This is a genomic window from Achromobacter kerstersii (assembly GCF_902859595.1).
GTDB lineage: Bacteria > Pseudomonadota > Gammaproteobacteria > Burkholderiales > Burkholderiaceae_B > Achromobacter > Achromobacter kerstersii.
The window spans coordinates 393,440-409,085 of sequence record NZ_CADIJQ010000003.1; the positions used below are offsets into that span (position 1 = coordinate 393,440).

General features: G+C 64.4%; 16 protein-coding genes. 9 read left to right on the plus strand and 7 right to left on the minus strand.

What is annotated here, in order from left to right:
- The gene (locus tag HV765_RS13225) at positions 1-1,041 is read right to left on the minus strand and encodes a cyclase family protein (RefSeq protein ID WP_054426240.1); all 1,041 of its coding nucleotides are present in this window, start codon (positions 1,039-1,041) and stop codon (positions 1-3) included.
- Between the two features lie 169 nt (positions 1,042-1,210).
- On the opposite strand from HV765_RS13225, the gene HV765_RS13230 reads away from it, so the two are divergent.
- Both HV765_RS13230 and HV765_RS13235 read left to right on the plus strand, forming a co-directional pair.
- Entirely contained in the window at positions 1,211-2,218 is a 1,008-nt protein-coding gene (locus HV765_RS13230) for a Bug family tripartite tricarboxylate transporter substrate binding protein (RefSeq protein ID WP_054426238.1), read from the plus strand.
- On the plus strand, positions 2,215-2,937 hold the full coding sequence (locus HV765_RS13235; protein WP_175169939.1) for an SDR family oxidoreductase: 723 nt from the start codon (positions 2,215-2,217) through the stop codon (positions 2,935-2,937). Before HV765_RS13230 ends, HV765_RS13235 begins: the two co-directional genes overlap by 4 nt.
- A 112-nt stretch (positions 2,938-3,049) precedes the next feature.
- On the opposite strand, the gene HV765_RS13240 is transcribed toward HV765_RS13235, so the two are convergent.
- On the minus strand, positions 3,050-3,493 hold the full coding sequence (locus HV765_RS13240) for a hypothetical protein (RefSeq protein WP_254600555.1): 444 nt from the start codon (positions 3,491-3,493) through the stop codon (positions 3,050-3,052).
- Positions 3,490-4,377 carry a GlxA family transcriptional regulator gene (locus HV765_RS13245; RefSeq protein WP_175170026.1) on the minus strand — a complete coding sequence of 296 codons (888 nt, stop codon included), beginning with the start codon at positions 4,375-4,377 and terminating at the stop codon, positions 3,490-3,492. Before HV765_RS13245 ends, HV765_RS13240 begins: the two co-directional genes overlap by 4 nt.
- Before the next feature lie 102 nt (positions 4,378-4,479).
- Here HV765_RS13245 and HV765_RS13250 point away from each other — a divergent pair, with 102 nt between their 5' ends.
- A complete protein-coding gene (locus HV765_RS13250) occupies positions 4,480-5,154 on the plus strand; it encodes a DJ-1/PfpI family protein (protein ID WP_175169940.1) in 675 nt (224 codons plus the stop codon).
- Between the two features lie 23 nt (positions 5,155-5,177).
- Here the strand turns inward: HV765_RS13250 and HV765_RS13255 are convergent, their stop codons facing one another.
- Positions 5,178-5,660, minus strand: coding sequence for an Lrp/AsnC family transcriptional regulator (locus HV765_RS13255; protein WP_175169941.1), 483 nt, complete (start codon positions 5,658-5,660; stop codon positions 5,178-5,180).
- Between the two features lie 142 nt (positions 5,661-5,802).
- Here HV765_RS13255 and HV765_RS13260 point away from each other — a divergent pair, with 142 nt between their 5' ends.
- Positions 5,803-6,426, plus strand: a complete 624-nt coding sequence (locus HV765_RS13260) for a LysE family translocator (protein ID WP_245636414.1) — start codon at positions 5,803-5,805, stop codon at positions 6,424-6,426.
- A gap of 95 nt (positions 6,427-6,521) precedes the next feature.
- Here the strand turns inward: HV765_RS13260 and HV765_RS13265 are convergent, their stop codons facing one another.
- Together HV765_RS13265 and HV765_RS13270 are read right to left on the minus strand one after the other, a co-directional pair.
- Complete coding sequence (locus HV765_RS13265; RefSeq protein ID WP_175169942.1) at positions 6,522-8,408, minus strand: ABC transporter ATP-binding protein; 1,887 nt, start codon at positions 8,406-8,408, stop codon at positions 6,522-6,524.
- A 474-nt stretch (positions 8,409-8,882) separates the two neighbouring features.
- Entirely contained in the window at positions 8,883-10,133 is a 1,251-nt protein-coding gene (locus HV765_RS13270; protein ID WP_175169943.1) for a flavin-containing monooxygenase, read from the minus strand.
- A gap of 361 nt (positions 10,134-10,494) precedes the next feature.
- On the opposite strand from HV765_RS13270, the gene HV765_RS13275 reads away from it, so the two are divergent.
- The 5 genes from HV765_RS13275 to HV765_RS13295 all read left to right on the plus strand — a co-directional run bounded on the left by HV765_RS13275 (position 10,495) and on the right by HV765_RS13295 (position 14,780).
- On the plus strand, positions 10,495-11,616 hold the full coding sequence (locus HV765_RS13275) for an ABC transporter ATP-binding protein (RefSeq protein ID WP_175169944.1): 1,122 nt from the start codon (positions 10,495-10,497) through the stop codon (positions 11,614-11,616).
- A gap of 82 nt (positions 11,617-11,698) precedes the next feature.
- Entirely contained in the window at positions 11,699-12,697 is a 999-nt protein-coding gene (locus tag HV765_RS13280) for an NAD(P)H-quinone oxidoreductase (RefSeq protein ID WP_054426223.1), read from the plus strand.
- 15 nt (positions 12,698-12,712) lie between these two features.
- Positions 12,713-13,327 (plus strand): glutathione S-transferase, encoded by a 615-nt coding sequence (locus tag HV765_RS13285; RefSeq protein WP_175169945.1) that lies wholly within the window; start codon positions 12,713-12,715, stop codon positions 13,325-13,327.
- A 10-nt stretch (positions 13,328-13,337) separates the two neighbouring features.
- Positions 13,338-13,808 carry a type II 3-dehydroquinate dehydratase gene (locus HV765_RS13290; protein WP_175169946.1) on the plus strand — a complete coding sequence of 157 codons (471 nt, stop codon included), beginning with the start codon at positions 13,338-13,340 and terminating at the stop codon, positions 13,806-13,808.
- Between the two features lie 12 nt (positions 13,809-13,820).
- Entirely contained in the window at positions 13,821-14,780 is a 960-nt protein-coding gene (locus tag HV765_RS13295) for a 2-hydroxyacid dehydrogenase (RefSeq protein ID WP_054426217.1), read from the plus strand.
- Positions 14,781-14,823: 43 nt separating this feature from the next.
- Here the strand turns inward: HV765_RS13295 and HV765_RS13300 are convergent, their stop codons facing one another.
- Positions 14,824-15,645 carry an ABC transporter permease gene (locus HV765_RS13300; RefSeq protein WP_054426215.1) on the minus strand — a complete coding sequence of 274 codons (822 nt, stop codon included), beginning with the start codon at positions 15,643-15,645 and terminating at the stop codon, positions 14,824-14,826.
- Position 15,646 lies beyond the last annotated feature (1 nt).

Sequence of the window (15,646 nt, forward strand, 5' to 3'; positions counted from 1 at the left end):
TTACACCGTGGCAATCGGCGTTACCGGAGAACCCACGGCGCCGGGCATGCGCAAGGGCGGGGCGGTCAACAGGAAGCGGTTGCGTCCCTGGGCATGCAGCCAGTCGGCCAAGTCCTTCAAGTACCAGAGCTCGGCTAGCGGCACGCCCAGCTTGAACAGGCAATGGTGATGCAGCGGCAAGATCGAATGGCCGGGGCCGGACGTGCGCGCAGGGTAGGACTCCACGGCGTAGTTGTCGGCGCAGATGGCGGCGATGCCGCTGGCGGTGATCCAGTCCAGCAGGGCGGAGTCGGCGCCGTCCAGCACCGCGCCCGTCTGTTCCAGTTCGTGGGGATCGGGCTGGCCGTTCATGGCGACGACGCGCTCGGCGAAGCCTGTGCGCAGCACCAGCATGTCGCCGGGTTCGACGACGACGTTCTGGTCCCGCATGGCGGCTTGCAGTTGTTCGTGGCCGACGAGCGTGCGGCCAGGGCCGAAGGCGCGCGCCAGATCCACCAGCACGCCGCGCCCTTGCATGCCTTTTTCGGCGTAGCGGCTGACGCTGAGCTTGCGCGCATACGAACCGCCGGGCGGGCAGCAGGCGTTGTCGGACGTGTCCGGGTCCACGCCGCCAAAGACGTCAACGCCCGCCGCAAAGCCGTTGTAGTAGACGCGGCGCGGCTCGCCGTCGCCTTGGATATCGAACATTGCGCCCACATGGCACAGGCCGTCCCACTGCGTGGAATATTGCATCGACAGCGTGACCTGATCGTCCGACAGCACGTCAACGGCCTCGGGCTGCACCTGCGACATCGCAAAGTTCAGGTAGGGCGTGCCTTCGCGGAACGTGGGTTTCAACGTGGGCGCATGACGGCGCGGGTTCAGCACGTTGCCGCCGGGCAGGTCCAACGGCAGCGACAGGCAGAACACCTTGCCCGCCTGCACTTCACGCACGCCCTGAAGCACCTTTTCTTCGGTCAGCAGGTTCAGCCTGCCGAGCTCGTCGTCCGGCCCGAAGTCGCCCCAGGTGGAACCTTCGGGGCGTTGCGTCCAGCGTTTCATCTCTTGTCTCCTGGTTATGTTCTATGTTTTTATAACTATAGTACGTATTTACGTACTTTGAAGTGCTTTGAATATTCCGCAGGCTGGAATTTTCCCCGATGTTGCCGAGTTGTACCCACAAGACTTAAGAAGAAATCCGCAGTCAGCGGATTCAAGAGGAGACAGATTCATGACCCAAGCCGTACCCCCGCGCGCCGGGTGGCGCAGCGTTGCCGTGGCCGCGTTGGCCACGCTGGCGCTGCCCGTCATTCACACCGCCGCGCATGCCGCCGGCTACCCCGAGCACCCCGTCACGGTCGTCGTGCCGTATCCGCCCGGAGGCGGGGCCGACATCTTTGGCCGCGCCATCGCCAACGCGCTGCAACCGGGCTTGAAGCAAACCGTGCTGGTTGAAAACAAGCCCGGCGCGGGCGGCAATATCGGCATGGCCTACGTGGCGCGCGCCAAGCCGGACGGCTACACGCTGGGCTTGGGCACCATCGGCACGCAGACCATCAACCAGTTTCTGTACAGCAACATGACGTTCGACCCGGAGCGTGATCTGGTGCCGATTGCGCTGGTGTCCACCACGCCGAACGTGATCGCCGTCAGCGCAAAGTCGCCGTACAAAACCGTGGCCGATGTCATCAAGGCTGCCAAGCAATCGCCCGACAAGAAGCTGACTTACGCATCGCCCGGCATTGGCTCGTCGGTGCATTTGACGGGCGCGTACTTCGAGTCGATGGCGGGCGTGACGATGCTGCACGTGCCGTTCAAGGGCACGTCTGCCTCATTGCCTGCTGTGGCGGGCGGGCAGGTGGATCTGTTGTTCGACAACCTGCCGGGCGCGCTGGCGCAGATCAAGGACGGCAACCTGGTGCGCGGCGTGGCGGTAACGTCAGGCGCCCGCGACCCGTCGGTGCCCAATCTGCCCACCGTGGCGGAATCCGGCTTGCCAGGCTTTGACGTCACCGCCTGGTTCGCGTTGTACGCGCCGCGCAATACGCCGGCGCCGGTTGTCCAACAGCTGATCGACGCGGCACGCAGCGGTCTGCAAAGCCAGGCCATCGCCACGAACTTCGCCACCATGGGCGCGAAACCCGGTACGCTTTTCGGCGCCGACCTGGCCGCCTTCGAATCCGCCGAGCGCAAGAAGTGGGGCGGGCTCATCAAAGACAAAGGAATCACTGCGCAATGACAACCCCCATCGCACTGGTTACCGGCGGCAGCCGGGGCATCGGGCGCGCCATTGTGGCGCGCCTGCTCAAGGACGGCTATCACGTCGTCAACTTCAGCCGCCGCGCGCCTGATGACACGCTGCCGGGCGAAACCTTCCGCTCGGTTGACCTGGGCGATGCCGCCGCAACGCGCGCCGCCGCAACGGAACTTGCGGCCGAGCGCCCCGTGCTGCATCTGGTGAACAACGCCGGCATGATCCAGGTGGCCGATATTGAAGACGTGACTGAAGCCGACCTGCTGCGCACGATGGCGCTGAACATCACCGCGCCGGTCCTGCTGATGCAGGCCTTGCTGCCGGGCATGCGGCAGGCGGGCTACGGACGTGTCGTCAACATCGGCAGCCGCGCGGCGTTAGGCAAAGGCGGGCGTTCGGTCTACGGCGCATCCAAGGCGGGCTTGGCCGGCATGACGCGCACCTGGGCGCTGGAACTGGCCGCCCACGGCATCACGGTGAACACCGTGGCGCCAGGCCCCATCGCCACGGAACTGTTCAATCAGTCCAACCCGCCGGGCGCGCCCAAGACGCGCGCGCTGGAAGCGTCCATTCCCGTGGGCCGTGTCGGAACGCCGGACGAAGTGGCCCACAGCGTCGCCATGTTCCTGGACAAGCAGGCGGGCTTCATCACGGGGCAATTGCTGTACGTGTGCGGCGGCATGTCGGTGGGGCTGGCCGGGTAGGCCTGGTGGGGTAGGCGTGGCGGGGTAGAGGCGGCGGGGTAGGGGCGGCGGGGTAGAGGCGGCGAGCTAGAAGCCGCGAGGTAGAAGCCGCGGGGGCGCGGCTTGCTTCGGTTTACTTCGGCTTCCAGTGGCGCCCGTCGGTGGACCGGAACACGCCGCCCGTTGCGCAGCAGCCGCCCGCGCCCATCGCCATTTCACCGATCTCGGCTTCCACGGTGTTGCCCTTGCGGGTCAGCGATTGGCGCTGGCACGCCATGAACGACGGGTAGAACTCGGGTTCCAGCACGATCGTCCAGCGGCGCGCGCCGGTCGAAGATTCCGGGTCCGCCTCGTTCAGATACACGTCGCAGTCGTGGACGATCAAATGCACGGGCTGGCCGTTGAGATCACCCTTGAACTCGCGATGGGGAGCCAGGTCTTGAAACAGCTTTTGCTCCAGCGTCAGCTTTGGCTTGGAAGGCGTATCGTCGCAGGCGGTCAGCAGCGTCAGCGTCAGCAAGGCGGCCGCAACAGCGGTCCAGCGGGCAAGGCATTCGCGGTGATTCGGTAGCGTCATTGGGGTGGCCTGTTGGGTACCGGCCCCACGTGATGTTGGACCGTTTTTTTCGACATCTTACCGGTGCTCTGTAGCGCGCTGGCGCGTTCTTCTCGCAGCCGCCGCAAGACTTCCGTGGGCGCCACGCCAAAGTGCACCGCAAATTTGCGTTGGAAGGTGCGGCGCGACATATGGCAGGCGTCGGCCATGTCGTCCACGGACCAGCGGGCCGACAAGTGCGCTTCGATTTTTTCCACCAGATCGCGAAAGGGCGCCGCCACACGGTCTTGCAGGCGCAGGCTTTGGCTGTATTGGCGCTGGTCGCCATCGCGGCGCATGAAGACGACCAGCCGCCGCGCCACCTGCTGCGATAGCGCGGTGCCATAGTCACGTTCAATCAGCGCCAGCGCCAGGTCGATGCCAGCGGTCACCCCCGCCGACGTCCAGTACTTGCCGCTTTCAATGAAGATGCGGTCGTCTTCCACGCGCAGCGCCGGGTACAGTTGGCGCAGCCGGTCGGCCGACCGCCAGTGCGTGGTGACGGCGCGGCCATTGAGCAGATCGCAGGCCGCCAACAGAAAGGCGCCCGTGCAAACGCTGCACGTGCGCGGCGTCGTTGCATCCCGGCGGCGCAGCCATGCGCGCGTTTCCGCGTGCGCGCTGGCGCGGTCCACGCCGGGGCCGCCCGGCACCAGCAGCATGTCGATGGGCGTATCGCCATCGGCCTCGAATGTGTTGTCAGCCTGCATGCGCAAGCCCTGTTCCCAGGTGCTGACGACAGGCGTGGCGGCGATGGTGCTCAACTGATACAGCACGCGCCCGGCTTCTTCGTTGGCCGAGCTGAACGCCTGCCACGGGCCCGCCAGATCCAGCGGCTGGAAACCGTCGTACAACACGAACACCACGCGCTGTGGCGCGCGTTCTGGCGCAATCTCTGCATTTTTTGGCACACGCGGCCGGGCGCGTCCGCCTATGCTGGGCGTTGGCGTTCTTGAGGGAGCATCGTCATGCATGTGAATATTCTCTTGTTCGAAGGGCTGACCCAGCTGGATATGACCGGCCCCTACGAGGTCCTGGCGAATGCGCCGGGGTTTACCGTGGATTTTGTCTCAAAAAGCCTGGACCCGGTACGTTGCGATCGCGGCCTGAAATTTTTGCCGACTCAGACGCTGGCATCCGCCACGCAATGCGATCTGCTGGTGGTGCCGGGCGGGCCGGGCACGGATGATGCCATCGTTGACGCCGATTGGGTGGCGTTCACCCGGCAGCAAGGCCTGGCGGCGCAATATCTGTTTGGTATTTGCACGGGTTCTCTGCTGCTGGGCGCGGCCGGCCTGCTGCGCGGCAAGCGGGCGTCCAGCCATTGGCGTGCGCGCGAATTGCTGTCGCGCTTTGGCGCGATTCCTACCGACGAACGCTTGTGCGTGGACGGCAACACCTACACCGCGGGCGGGGTGACGTCAGGCATCGACATGGGCTTGAAGGTGGTGGCGGCGCTGTGCGGCGATGACGTCGCCAAGCTGATCCAGTTGCAGATCGAGTACGACCCGAAGCCGCCGTTTCCGGGCGGCACGCCCGCGACGTCTGAACCCGCTATCGTCGAGCGCTATCTGGCCATGTCGCAGGCGCGTTTTGACCGCCGCGCGGCGTTGGTGGACCGGGCGGCGGCGACTATGCCGTAACCCGCCACGAGGTGCGGCGCGGGCTACTTGCCCAGATGGTCCAGCGGCAGCGGGCTTTGCCGCTTGACCGTCTGAATGGCGAAGTTGCTGCGGATGTCTTTCACGCCGGTCAGCTTCAACAGCGTGCCCAGCAGAAAGCGCTCGTAGCCGCGCAGGTCCGGCACCACCACTTGCAGCAGAAAGTCAGACTCGCCCGACACCAGATGCGCCGCGATGACTTCAGGCAGGGCGCTGACCTCTTTGCGGAACTGTTCGGCGTCGCGTTCGTGGTGCCGTTCCACCTTCACGCCGACGAACACGGTCAGGCCCAGACCCACTTCGTCTGGCGCCAGCCGCGCTTCGTATCCCTGAATCACCCCCGCTTCTTCCAGCATGCGCACGCGCCGCAGGCAGGGGGAGGGCGACAAGCCAATCTGCTCGGCCAGCTCCACATTGGTCAGGCGGCCATTCTGTTGCAATGCTTCCAGAATGCGGCGGTCGTAAGCGTCCAGTTCATGTTTTGGCATGGAATTAGGAAAAGTGTTTTTCTGCTAGTGGAATGTGCCAATCATCATAATTCCATTGGCATGAATCGCAAGCACATGCCAGCCCGATTTTCCTAGAATGACCGCCTTGAAGAGCATGCGTGGGAGCGCGGATATGGCCGATATGGCGTTGTTTCTTGGGGCCTTGCTGATTGTGTACGTGGTGCCCGGGCCGGACATGATCCTGTTACTGGAAACCGGCGTCCTGCGCGGGCGCGGGCAAGCGCTGGCGGTCGCGGTGGGGCTGGCGATTGCGCGTGCCGCGCATGTGACCTTGGCGGCGCTGGGTTTGGCGGCCCTGTTCAAGACCCATCCCTGGGCCTTCGACGCTGCGCGCACGGTAGGCGGCTGCTATCTGGTGTGGTTGGGGGTGAAGTTGTTGCGCGCGAAGCCGGTGGCGCTTGATGCGACGGGCCAGCCGGCGGCGGGCGGCAAGGGGCTGGGCGGCGCGTTGCTCAGCGGCGTGCTGACCAACGTGCTCAACCCCAAGGCCTTGCTGTTTTGCTCGGTGCTGCTGCCGCAATTCGTGTCGCCTGCGCACGGGTCCATCGGACAACAATTTGCCGTGCTGGGCGTCATCCTGGTCAGCCTGGGGCTGACGTTCGACGTGATCTGCGCGTTGGCCGGCGGGGCAGTGGGGCGCTGGATGTCAGCCAGCCCCCGCGCTCAGAAAGTGCAAAGCGTGATCTTCGGCACGGCGCTGATCGGCTTCGGCTTACGCCTGACGTTGGCGCAGCGCCCGGCGTGATGCCGGGCGCTGTATGGCGAACGGGTTTTGGCAGAGCCTATTTGCCAAAACCTATTTGCCGGCCGCGATCTGCCACCCCTTAGATCTGCCACCCCTTATTTACCGAACGCAAACTCACCGGCGTCCACGTCTTCGTCTTTAGCGGGAGGCGGCGTGGCGCCGTCTTGCAACATCTCGGCTGCCGTCATGCCCTTGGTCAGTTCCAGCGCCTGCCGTTCGAACAAGCGCCGATACAGGCCGCCCTTCAAACGGACCAGCACATCGTGGCTGCCTTCTTCGATGATGCGGCCGCGGTCCATCACTAGCAGACGGTCCAACGCGCGCACGGTGGACAGCCGGTGGGCCACCACCAGCGTCGTGCGGCCCACCATCAGACGGTCCATGGCCTGCTGGATCAGCACTTCGCTTTCGCTATCCAGGCTGGACGTGGCTTCGTCCAGAATCAGGATGGGCGAGTCCGCCAGGAACGCCCGCGCAATCGCCACGCGCTGGCGTTCACCGCCCGACAGCTTCACACCGCGTTCACCCACCAGCGTGTCGTAACCCTTGGGCAGCGACATGATGAACTCGTGCGCGCTGGCCAGCCGCGCCGCCTGCTCGATCTCGGCTTGTGTGGCGCCGGGCCGGCCATAGGCGATGTTCTCGGCCAGCGTGCGGTGAAACAGCACCGGGTCCTGCTGCACGATGGCGATCTGGCTGCGCAACGATGCCTGCTTCACCTGGGCGATGTCCTGCCCGTCGATGGTGATGCGGCCGTCGTTCACGTCATACAGGCGCTGAATCAGCTTGATGAACGTGGTCTTGCCCGAGCCCGAATGCCCCACCAGCCCGACGCGTTCGCCCGGCGCAATGCGCGCGGAGAATTTGTCGTACAGCGCGGTGTTGTGCGAGCCATAGCGGAACGTCACGTCCTCGAAACGGATTTCGCCTGCGGTGACGTGAATGGCGCCTGCGCCCGCGCGGTCAGCCACGCCCAGCGGCTGGCGTTCCATCGCGACCAGTTCTTCCATGTCGTTGACCGAGCGTTGCAGGTTGCGAATATGCATGCCCACGTCACGCAGATAGCCTTGCAGCACGAAGAACATCGTCAACGTGAACGTGATGTCGCCCACCGTTGCCTGGTTGCGTGACCACAGCAGCAGCGATGCGCCCAGAATGGCGGCCTGCATCGCCACCAGCATCCCGCCCTGAATGCCGCCGTTCAACGTGGCGCGCACCCAGGTGCGGCGCGTGCGGTTGCGCCACTTGTTCACCACGCGATCCAGCCGCGCTTCTTCACGGTTTTCAGCGCCAAAGGCCTTGACCACCGCATTGCAGCTGACGGCGTCAGCCAGCGCGCCGCCCATGCGCGTGTCCCACGCGTTGCCCAGGCGCGCGGCGGGCGCGACAAACCCCAGCGACAACGCGGCGGTAACGGCGATGTACAACACCGAACCCAGGCCCACCACCAGCCCCATCAGCGGCCAATGCGCACCCAGCAAGGCGGTGGCGCCCACCAGCATCACAACGGATGGCAGCAGCGCAATCAGCAGCGTGTCGTTCAGGATGTCTACGGCCCACATGCCGCGCGTGATCTTGCGCACCGTCGAACCGGCGAAGCTGTTGGCATGCCAGTCCGTGGAGAAGCGCTGTACGCGATGAAACGCGTTGGACACGATGCCGTTCATCATCTTCAACGTGAAGGTGATGATGTTCTGGAACACGGCCTGGCGCAGCAGCGTGCCGCCCACGCCCAGCGCCACCAGCAGCCAGAAGGCGGTGATGGCGGCGCTCCAGGCCAGCTCGTTGCCGGATGAGCCAGAGGCCACGGCGTCGACCAGTTTGCCGGCGTACATCGGCGTCAGGATATCGGCCACAGCCGACAGCAGCGCCAGCAGCACGATGACAAGCGTGCGCCAGGGTTGCAGGCCCCAGTGCCGAAAGGTAAAGCCCAGAACATCCTTAAAGGCCTGTCCTCGAAAGTCGATTTTTTTTCTAGCCATAACAATGGCCTGGCGGCACAAGACACGCCAGGATGTCCTTGTGATGAAAGAGGGATAACAAGCCATGCGCCGAATGGGCACAGGCGACTGCGTTCAGGTTTTTGGAACAAGCACGGAGGACCAGTCGCTAGGTAACGGTCTAGCGATGGGTCCGCGCGGGCGACGACTTAGTGGCGTCGCGGGGACACGCGCGGGACGGCGTTCGGCATGGGGTGAATCATCATGCAGCCTCCCTGACGGTGAGTTGAGTGGACGAAAAGAAATGGGCACACGCCCGAATTGCTGATTCTATAGAAATGAGTTATGGGAATCAACGGGGCCAGAATGCGGATCGGGTCTGCTGTGGGTTTTTTTCAACGATCAATGTTCCAGGGTCAGCCGGAGCATCGGAGCATCTGCAAAAAAAAACCCGCATCCTGATCCAGGGTGCGGGTTTTTTGCGTCAGTGCCGGAGCACGCCTGTTGCGGATTCCGTCATTCCTTCTTGTACGCCAGGTAGTCCAGGTGAATTCCAATATGGTCGGCGATGTAGCGGGCGTCGTGCCAAACCCCCCAGATGAACGAGGAACTTCGGTTGGTGAGGTTGGGCAGGCCGAGGAAGTAGATTCCTTTTTCGGCGGAGATGCCGCGCTTGTGGATGGGGTAGCCGTTTTGGTCAAACGTGTCGACGTCGATCCAGCTGAAGTCGACCTTGAAACCGGTTGCCCACAGGATGGTCTTGATGCCGGCCTCGGCCAGGTTCAGGCTTAGGGTGGGATAGGTCAGGCACTCCGGGTCGGGCAGCAGTTTCCAGGCATCCGGCTCGGGCGGAAGGTCCAGGCCATTCTGCTCGATGTAGGCGTCGGCTTCGCGCAGAACTTCGAAGTAGTCGGCATCGCCCTGGGCGACATCGCGGCCAAGGTTGTCGGCGAAGTGCAGCACCCCGTTTTCGTACGACGTCGTGATGCCGACCAACTGGATGCCGTCGTGGGCAAGGCGCCGGAAGTCGATAGTCTTGCCGTTCTCGTAGCCGCTCACGGCGAAGGCGACGTGCTCGCGCTTGGGCTTTTTCTTCACTTCGTCCCACATGCCCAGCGCGCCCAGCCACCAGCAGTAGTCGCGTCCGCGGTAGGAGCGGGGCGGCCGGTAGTGTTCGCCCACGGACAGGTAGACGGTGCGGCCGGCCTGGCGGAGTTCTTCGGCGATCTGCGAGCCGGAGGCGCCCGCGCCGACGACGAGCACGGCGCCGTCGGCCAGTTGCCCCGGGTTTTTGTAGGCCGAGGAATGAAGCTGCTGGATGCCGGCGCTTTCCGGCACGATTTTCGGATAGGTGGGGATCTGGAAGGGGCCGGTTGCGGCGACCACGTGCTGGGCTTCGATGGTGCCCGCAGAGGTGGTGACGGTGAAGCCCGGGCGCTTGTCGTTGCGCTGCACGCGCAGGACTTCGACGCCGGTGCGCACGGGCGCATTGAGCATCTTCGCGTAGTCTTCAAAGTACTGGGCCATGCGCTCCTTGGGCGGGAAGATATCAGGCCCGACGTCATCGAACTTCAAACCCGGAAAGCGGTCGTGCCAGGCGGGGCCGTTGGCCACCAGCGAGTCCCAGCGTTCGGAGCGCCAGCGTTCGGCGATCCGTTTGCGTTCGAGCACGATATGCGAAACGCCCATCGCGCCGAGGTGCTCGCTCATTGCGATGCCGGCCTGGCCGGCGCCGATCACCAGCGTGTTGGTTTTTTCAATTGACATGTGAAGATCCTAAGGAATACCGAGACCCTGGTGCGTCTCGTGGCTGACACGACGATCCGATTGGCAGGCAGTGTGACCCCGAAGCCTCAACTTGATAACTTCGTTTTTCGGACGGCTGACTTAGGAAAAAGCAAAGGTGTCGGTTTGCCCCGGTCGGCACACGCCATTGCGCTTGCGCCGTCATGATTTCTTTTTTCCGATGGCCCCCATCAGCATCGGCAATGCACTGGAAATAGGGCTTTACCGTATTCTTGACTGCACCAGAACGCTGGCGCCGCAGCACTTGCGTGCCATGCGGCCACCGCCTGTTTTTCCCGGAATTCTCGCGCCGGGAAACTGATCTTCAGTGAGTGCAGCAGCCATGCCGAATAGTCCCTATTCCTCCGATAGCTCCAGCGCGGTCAGCCTGGAGGGAGTGGTCAAGAAATATCGCGGTCACGCGGTGCTTCAACAGGTGTCCCTGAAGATCGAGCGCGGGGAGTTCCTGACGCTGCTGGGCCCGTCGGGCTGCGGCAAGACCACCTTGCTGAACCTGATCGCGGGATTTGCCGACGCGGACAACGGCGAGATCTTCATCGACGGCACGCCCGTCACGGCGCTGCCGCCGTATCAGCGCCAGATCGGCATCGTGTTCCAGAACTACGCGCTGTTCCCGCACATGACCGTAGAGCGCAATATCGCGTACGGCCTGCGGATGCGGCGCGTGCCGGCCGCCGAGATCGAGCGGCGGGTGCGTGAAGCCATGGCGCTTGTAAAGCTGGATGGATTGGGCGAGCGCAAGCCGCGCGAGCTGTCCGGCGGCCAGCAGCAGCGCGTGGCGCTGGCGCGGGCGTTGGTGATCCGTCCTAAAGTCTTGTTGCTGGACGAGCCATTTTCCGCGCTGGACAAAAGCCTGCGCGGCGCCATGCAGGTGGAAATCCGCGATATCCAGCGCAGGCTGGGCGTGACGACGATCTTCGTCACGCATGACCAGGGCGAAGCCCTCAGCATGTCGGATCGCATCGCCGTGATGAACCAGGGCGTGATCCGGCAAGTCGCCACGCCGGACGAGCTATACCGCAATCCGCAGGACCCGTTCGTGGCATCGTTCCTGGGCGACGTCAACATCCTGCCCGCGCACTATCACGGCACCAGCGCGGAAACCATCCAGCTGCGCCTGGGCGCGGGGCTGACGCATATCCCCCGCCAGCGCTTGGTGGGCGGGTCGCACGAGGGCCACCGGCTTGATCTTTATGTCCGGCCTGAACATATCAAGCTGGAAGCGCTGCATAGCGGATCGGTCCTGAGCGGCACGGTCGTCAACCACGTGTTCCAGGGTGATCACGTGGATCTGTACCTGGATGTGCACATTCCTGTGGAAGGGCGCCAGCACGTCATGGTGCGCACCTTCGACCTGAACTGCCTGCATGAATGGCCCGTGGGCGCCGTGGCGGGGCTTGCCTTGCCCGGCCACGGGGTCAGTGTCTTCAACGCGCCGTCCTGAATACGGCTTCACGCGATGCCCCTTCCTGGCGGCCGCGCCTGCGCAGCCGCCGAGTTTCCATTCGTCTGCGAGGCACAGTGCCATGAATCAAATCCCCGCTGAAATGCAAGCCATCATCGCCCGCGAGCCGGGCGACGCCACGGTGTTGACGCTGGCCGGCAGGCCAGTCCCGGCGCCGGGTCCCGGTGAAGTGTTGTTGCGCGTGCATTCGGCCGGCATCAACCGGCCCGACATCATGCAGCGCCAGGGCGTGAGCAAGCCGGCGCCGGGCGTGACCGACGTGCTGGGGCTGGAAGCTTGCGGCGAGGTCGCGGCGTGCGGACCCGGCGTGCCGGATTCCTTGCTTGGGCAACGTCTCATGAGCCTGCTTGCGGGCGGCGGCTATGCGCCGTGGTGCGTGGCGCGCGTGGATCATTCCCTGGCAGTGCCCAAGGCGCTGGACGACGCGCAGGCAAGCGCACTGCCGGAAGGCCTGTTCACCGTCTGGCACAACCTGTTCGAACTGGGCCGCCTGCGCATGGGCGAGACCGTCCTGATCCATGGCGGGGGAGGCGGCATCGGCACGCTGGCCATCCAGATGGCGCATGCCGCCGGCGCGCGGGTCATCGCCACGGACGGCGAACGCGATCGCTTGGATGCCCTGCGCGAACTCGGCGCCGACGAGGTGATCTGCTTTCATGACACGGATTTCGTGGAAGCCTGCGCGGCGTTCACGCAAGGCCGTGGTGTGGACGTCGTGCTGGATATCGTCGGCGGCGATTATGTGCGGCGCAATCTGCAGGCGCTGGCCTTCGGCGGGCGCCACGTGAGTCTTTCTTTTCTGCAGGGTTCGGCCGTCAACATCGAACTGCTGACCCTGATGCAAAAGCAGTTGAGCTTGCACTCATCGACCATGCGTCCGCAAACCGATGCCGAGAAGGCTCGGATGGCGGTCGCGCTCAGGCGCCATGTGCTGCCGTTGGTGGCCGCGGGCCGCGTCCGGCCCAGGATGGCGCAAAGCCTGCCCCTGGCCGACGCCGTGCGCGCGCATCAGTTGCTGGAAAGCGGCAAGGTGTTCGGCAAGCTGGTCCTCAAACCCTGACAAACGGAGAACGGATTGAAACTTCTCTATGCCCCGACGTCCCCCTTCGTGCGCAAGGTTATGGTGTGCGCGCACTTGACCGGCCAGGCCAAACAGATTGAATGGCTGGCCAGCGCCGCGCATCCGGTCAACCGCGACACGCGCATCGCCGCCCACAATCCGCTGGCCAAGGTGCCCACCCTGATCCTGCCGGACGGCAGAGCGCTCTACGACAGCCGCGTGATCTGCGAATACCTGGCCGAGGCCGCCGGCGATACGCAGTTGTTTCCGGCGGGTCCGGCTCGCTGGGTCGCGTTGACGCGGCAGGCCCTGGGCGACGGCCTGCTGGATGCCGCCTTGCTGGCGCGCTACGAGCACACGGCCCGGCCGGCCGAGATCCAGTGGCCGCAATGGCGCGAGGCGCAGCTCGTCAAAGTCCAAGCCTGCCTGGCGGACATCGAGTCGCAGGCAGACGATCTGCCGCGAACGCATCCCAGCATCGGTGACCTGACCCTCGCTTGCGCCTTGGGGTATCTGGATTTCCGCTTTCCCGAATTGGACTGGCGCACGGCGCATCCGCGCGCCGCCGCGTGGTTCTCCGTATTCAACGACTTGCCTGCCATGCAGGCGACCCTTCCTCACGAAGCCTGAGACTGCCTCCATGACGACGCCAAGCGCCACCCCTGCATCTTCCACGGTCTGGTTTCTTAACGGGCCGAACGCCAATCTCTACGGACTGGACGCCAACAAGACTTATGGCTCCGACAGTTTTCCCGTGTTGCAGCAGCGCTGCGAAAGCAAGGCGGCCTCGCTGGGCATCCAGTTGAACTTCGTCCAGTCCAACCATGAAGGGCAGTTGGTCGACTGGATTCAGGAAGCGCGTGGCGCCGCGCAGGGCGTCATCATCAACGCGGCCGGCCTGACCTATTCGTCGGTGCCCATCCTTGATGCCTTGTTATCCTTTCCGGGCAGAATCATCGAAGTCCACATGAGCAACATCTGGCGGCGGGAAGCGTTCCGCCATCATTCCTATATTTCCAAGGCCGCGGATGGCGTCATCGCGGGGCTGGGCGGCGATGGCTATGAGCTTGCCATCGAGGCCATGTCCCGCCTGATCCACCGCGGCGCCTGAGGCAGACCGGCCATGCACGCATCCTCCCGCCCCGCCGTATCGGGTGCAATGATCTTCTATAGCGATTTCGACGACTACACGGCCTGGCGCGACGCCATGCAGGCGTGCCTGCCGGACTTGCGTGTGGTGCACGCCAACGACGCGCACGATCCGGCCGACATCCATTACGCGCTGATCTGGAAGGCGCCGTCGGGCTTCTTCAACCGCATGAAAAACCTGCGCCTTATCGTGAATCTGGGCGCAGGGGTGGATTCGATTGTCGGCCGCGAAGACCTGCCCGCCGAGGTACCCATCACCCGTATTACCGATCCCAATATGGCGCGCATGATGGCGGGCTATGTGCTGTTTGCCGCCCTGCGTTATGCGCGTGACATTCCTTATTTCGAAGCGGCGCAGCGGCGGGGCGAATGGGCCTATCGCCATCCGCGCTCGCCGGAGGCGGTGCGGGTGGCGGTGCTGGGCCTGGGCGAACTGGGCGCCTATGCGGCGCGCGAACTGTCCCGCCAGGGGCTGAACGTGCTTGGCTGGTCGCGCAGCCCGCGCAACATCGAAGGCATCGAATGCCACGCCGGCATGGCGTCGCTGGATACCGTGCTGTCGTGCGCCGACATCCTGGTGGTGATGCTTCCGCTCACGCCGCAAACGCGCGGCCTGTTGAACCGTGAACGCCTGCAACGCCTGCCGCGTGGCGCGGCCCTGATCAATGTGGCCCGGGGCGCGCTGGTGGACCAGGCCGCCCTGACCGACCTGCTGCGTAGCGGTCATCTGGGCGGCGCGACGCTGGACGTCTTCGAGCGTGAACCTCTGCCGCCTGGCGACCCGCTCTGGGCCATGGAAAACGTGCTGATCACGCCTCACCTGGCATCGGTCGCCATTCCGGCATCCGCTGCCGGACAGATCGCCGACAACGTGCTGCGTGTCAGCCAAGGCTTGCCGCCCGTCAATCGCGTCGATGCCGCGCGCGGCTATTAAGCGGCGCCGCCCTGGCCCACGGGCCAGGGCATGTTGACCGGCTCTAGTGGTTGTCCTCGATATTGAGAATCCGGCCCAGCCCGAGGAAGCGGTTCGCGAAGATCAGCAGGCTGGCCGTCACCACGATATACACCACCGACAGCGCGGCGAGCGTCGGGTCGGCGAACTCGCGCACATAGTTGTACATCGTCACGGGAAGGGTCTGCGTGCTCTGCGTGGTCACGAACAGCGACGCGGTGAATTCGCTGAACGACATGATGGCCGCGAACAGCCAGCCGCCGAACAAGCCGGGCGCGAGCAAGGGCACGGTGATGGTGCACAGGACCCGAACCGGCGACGCTCCCAGGCTGGCGGCGCTTTGCTCCAGGCGCTCGTCCAGGTTCTCCATCGAGACATAGACGCTGCGCAACACGAACGGCAAAACAAGAATGACGTGGCACAGGATCACGATGCCGTAGCCACGATCAATGTTCAGCTGCGCCACCAGAATCAACAAGCCCAGTCCTACCGTGAAGTGCGGGATCACCAGCGGCGAGAGCAGAATCGCCTGCAGGATGTTCTTGCCGGGAAACGCCATGCGCTTGACGGCAATGGCCAGGCCGGTGCCGATGACCAGCGCCAGCAACGACGACCAGAACGTGACGACCACGCTGGCGCGAAAGCCGTCGCGGAAATCGGAGTAGGTGAAAACACGCTCGAACCACCGCCAGGACCAGGCCTGTGGCGGAAACGTGAGCAAGGCTTTTTCATTGAAGGAAGCCAGCACCACCACCACGACGGGCAGCAGCACGAAGGCCAGGATAAGCGTGATCAGCACGGGCGCGCCGATGCGCAGCCATAGGGGCAGGGATTTACGAAGACCCATG

Bases quoted from the DNA above. Each gene is read 5' to 3' on its own strand.
- HV765_RS13295 (WP_054426217.1), top strand. From the start codon at position 13,821: ATGCACGCATCCTCCCGCCCCGCCGTATCGGGTGCAATGATCTTCTAT.
- HV765_RS13290 (WP_175169946.1), top strand. From the start codon at position 13,338: ATGACGACGCCAAGCGCCACCCCTGCATCTTCCACGGTCTGGTTTCTT.
- HV765_RS13275 (WP_175169944.1), top strand. From the start codon at position 10,495: ATGCCGAATAGTCCCTATTCCTCCGATAGCTCCAGCGCGGTCAGCCTG.
- HV765_RS13230 (WP_054426238.1), top strand. From the start codon at position 1,211: ATGACCCAAGCCGTACCCCCGCGCGCCGGGTGGCGCAGCGTTGCCGTG.
- HV765_RS13260 (WP_245636414.1), top strand. From the start codon at position 5,803: ATGGCGTTGTTTCTTGGGGCCTTGCTGATTGTGTACGTGGTGCCCGGG.
- HV765_RS13225 (WP_054426240.1), bottom strand. From the start codon at position 1,041: ATGAAACGCTGGACGCAACGCCCCGAAGGTTCCACCTGGGGCGACTTC.
- HV765_RS13250 (WP_175169940.1), top strand. From the start codon at position 4,480: ATGCATGTGAATATTCTCTTGTTCGAAGGGCTGACCCAGCTGGATATG.
- HV765_RS13265 (WP_175169942.1), bottom strand. From the start codon at position 8,408: ATGGCTAGAAAAAAAATCGACTTTCGAGGACAGGCCTTTAAGGATGTT.
- HV765_RS13280 (WP_054426223.1), top strand. From the start codon at position 11,699: ATGAATCAAATCCCCGCTGAAATGCAAGCCATCATCGCCCGCGAGCCG.
- HV765_RS13240 (WP_254600555.1), bottom strand. From the start codon at position 3,493: ATGACGCTACCGAATCACCGCGAATGCCTTGCCCGCTGGACCGCTGTT.
- HV765_RS13300 (WP_054426215.1), bottom strand. From the start codon at position 15,645: ATGGGTCTTCGTAAATCCCTGCCCCTATGGCTGCGCATCGGCGCGCCC.
- HV765_RS13270 (WP_175169943.1), bottom strand. From the start codon at position 10,133: ATGTCAATTGAAAAAACCAACACGCTGGTGATCGGCGCCGGCCAGGCC.
- HV765_RS13255 (WP_175169941.1), bottom strand. From the start codon at position 5,660: ATGCCAAAACATGAACTGGACGCTTACGACCGCCGCATTCTGGAAGCA.
- HV765_RS13235 (WP_175169939.1), top strand. From the start codon at position 2,215: ATGACAACCCCCATCGCACTGGTTACCGGCGGCAGCCGGGGCATCGGG.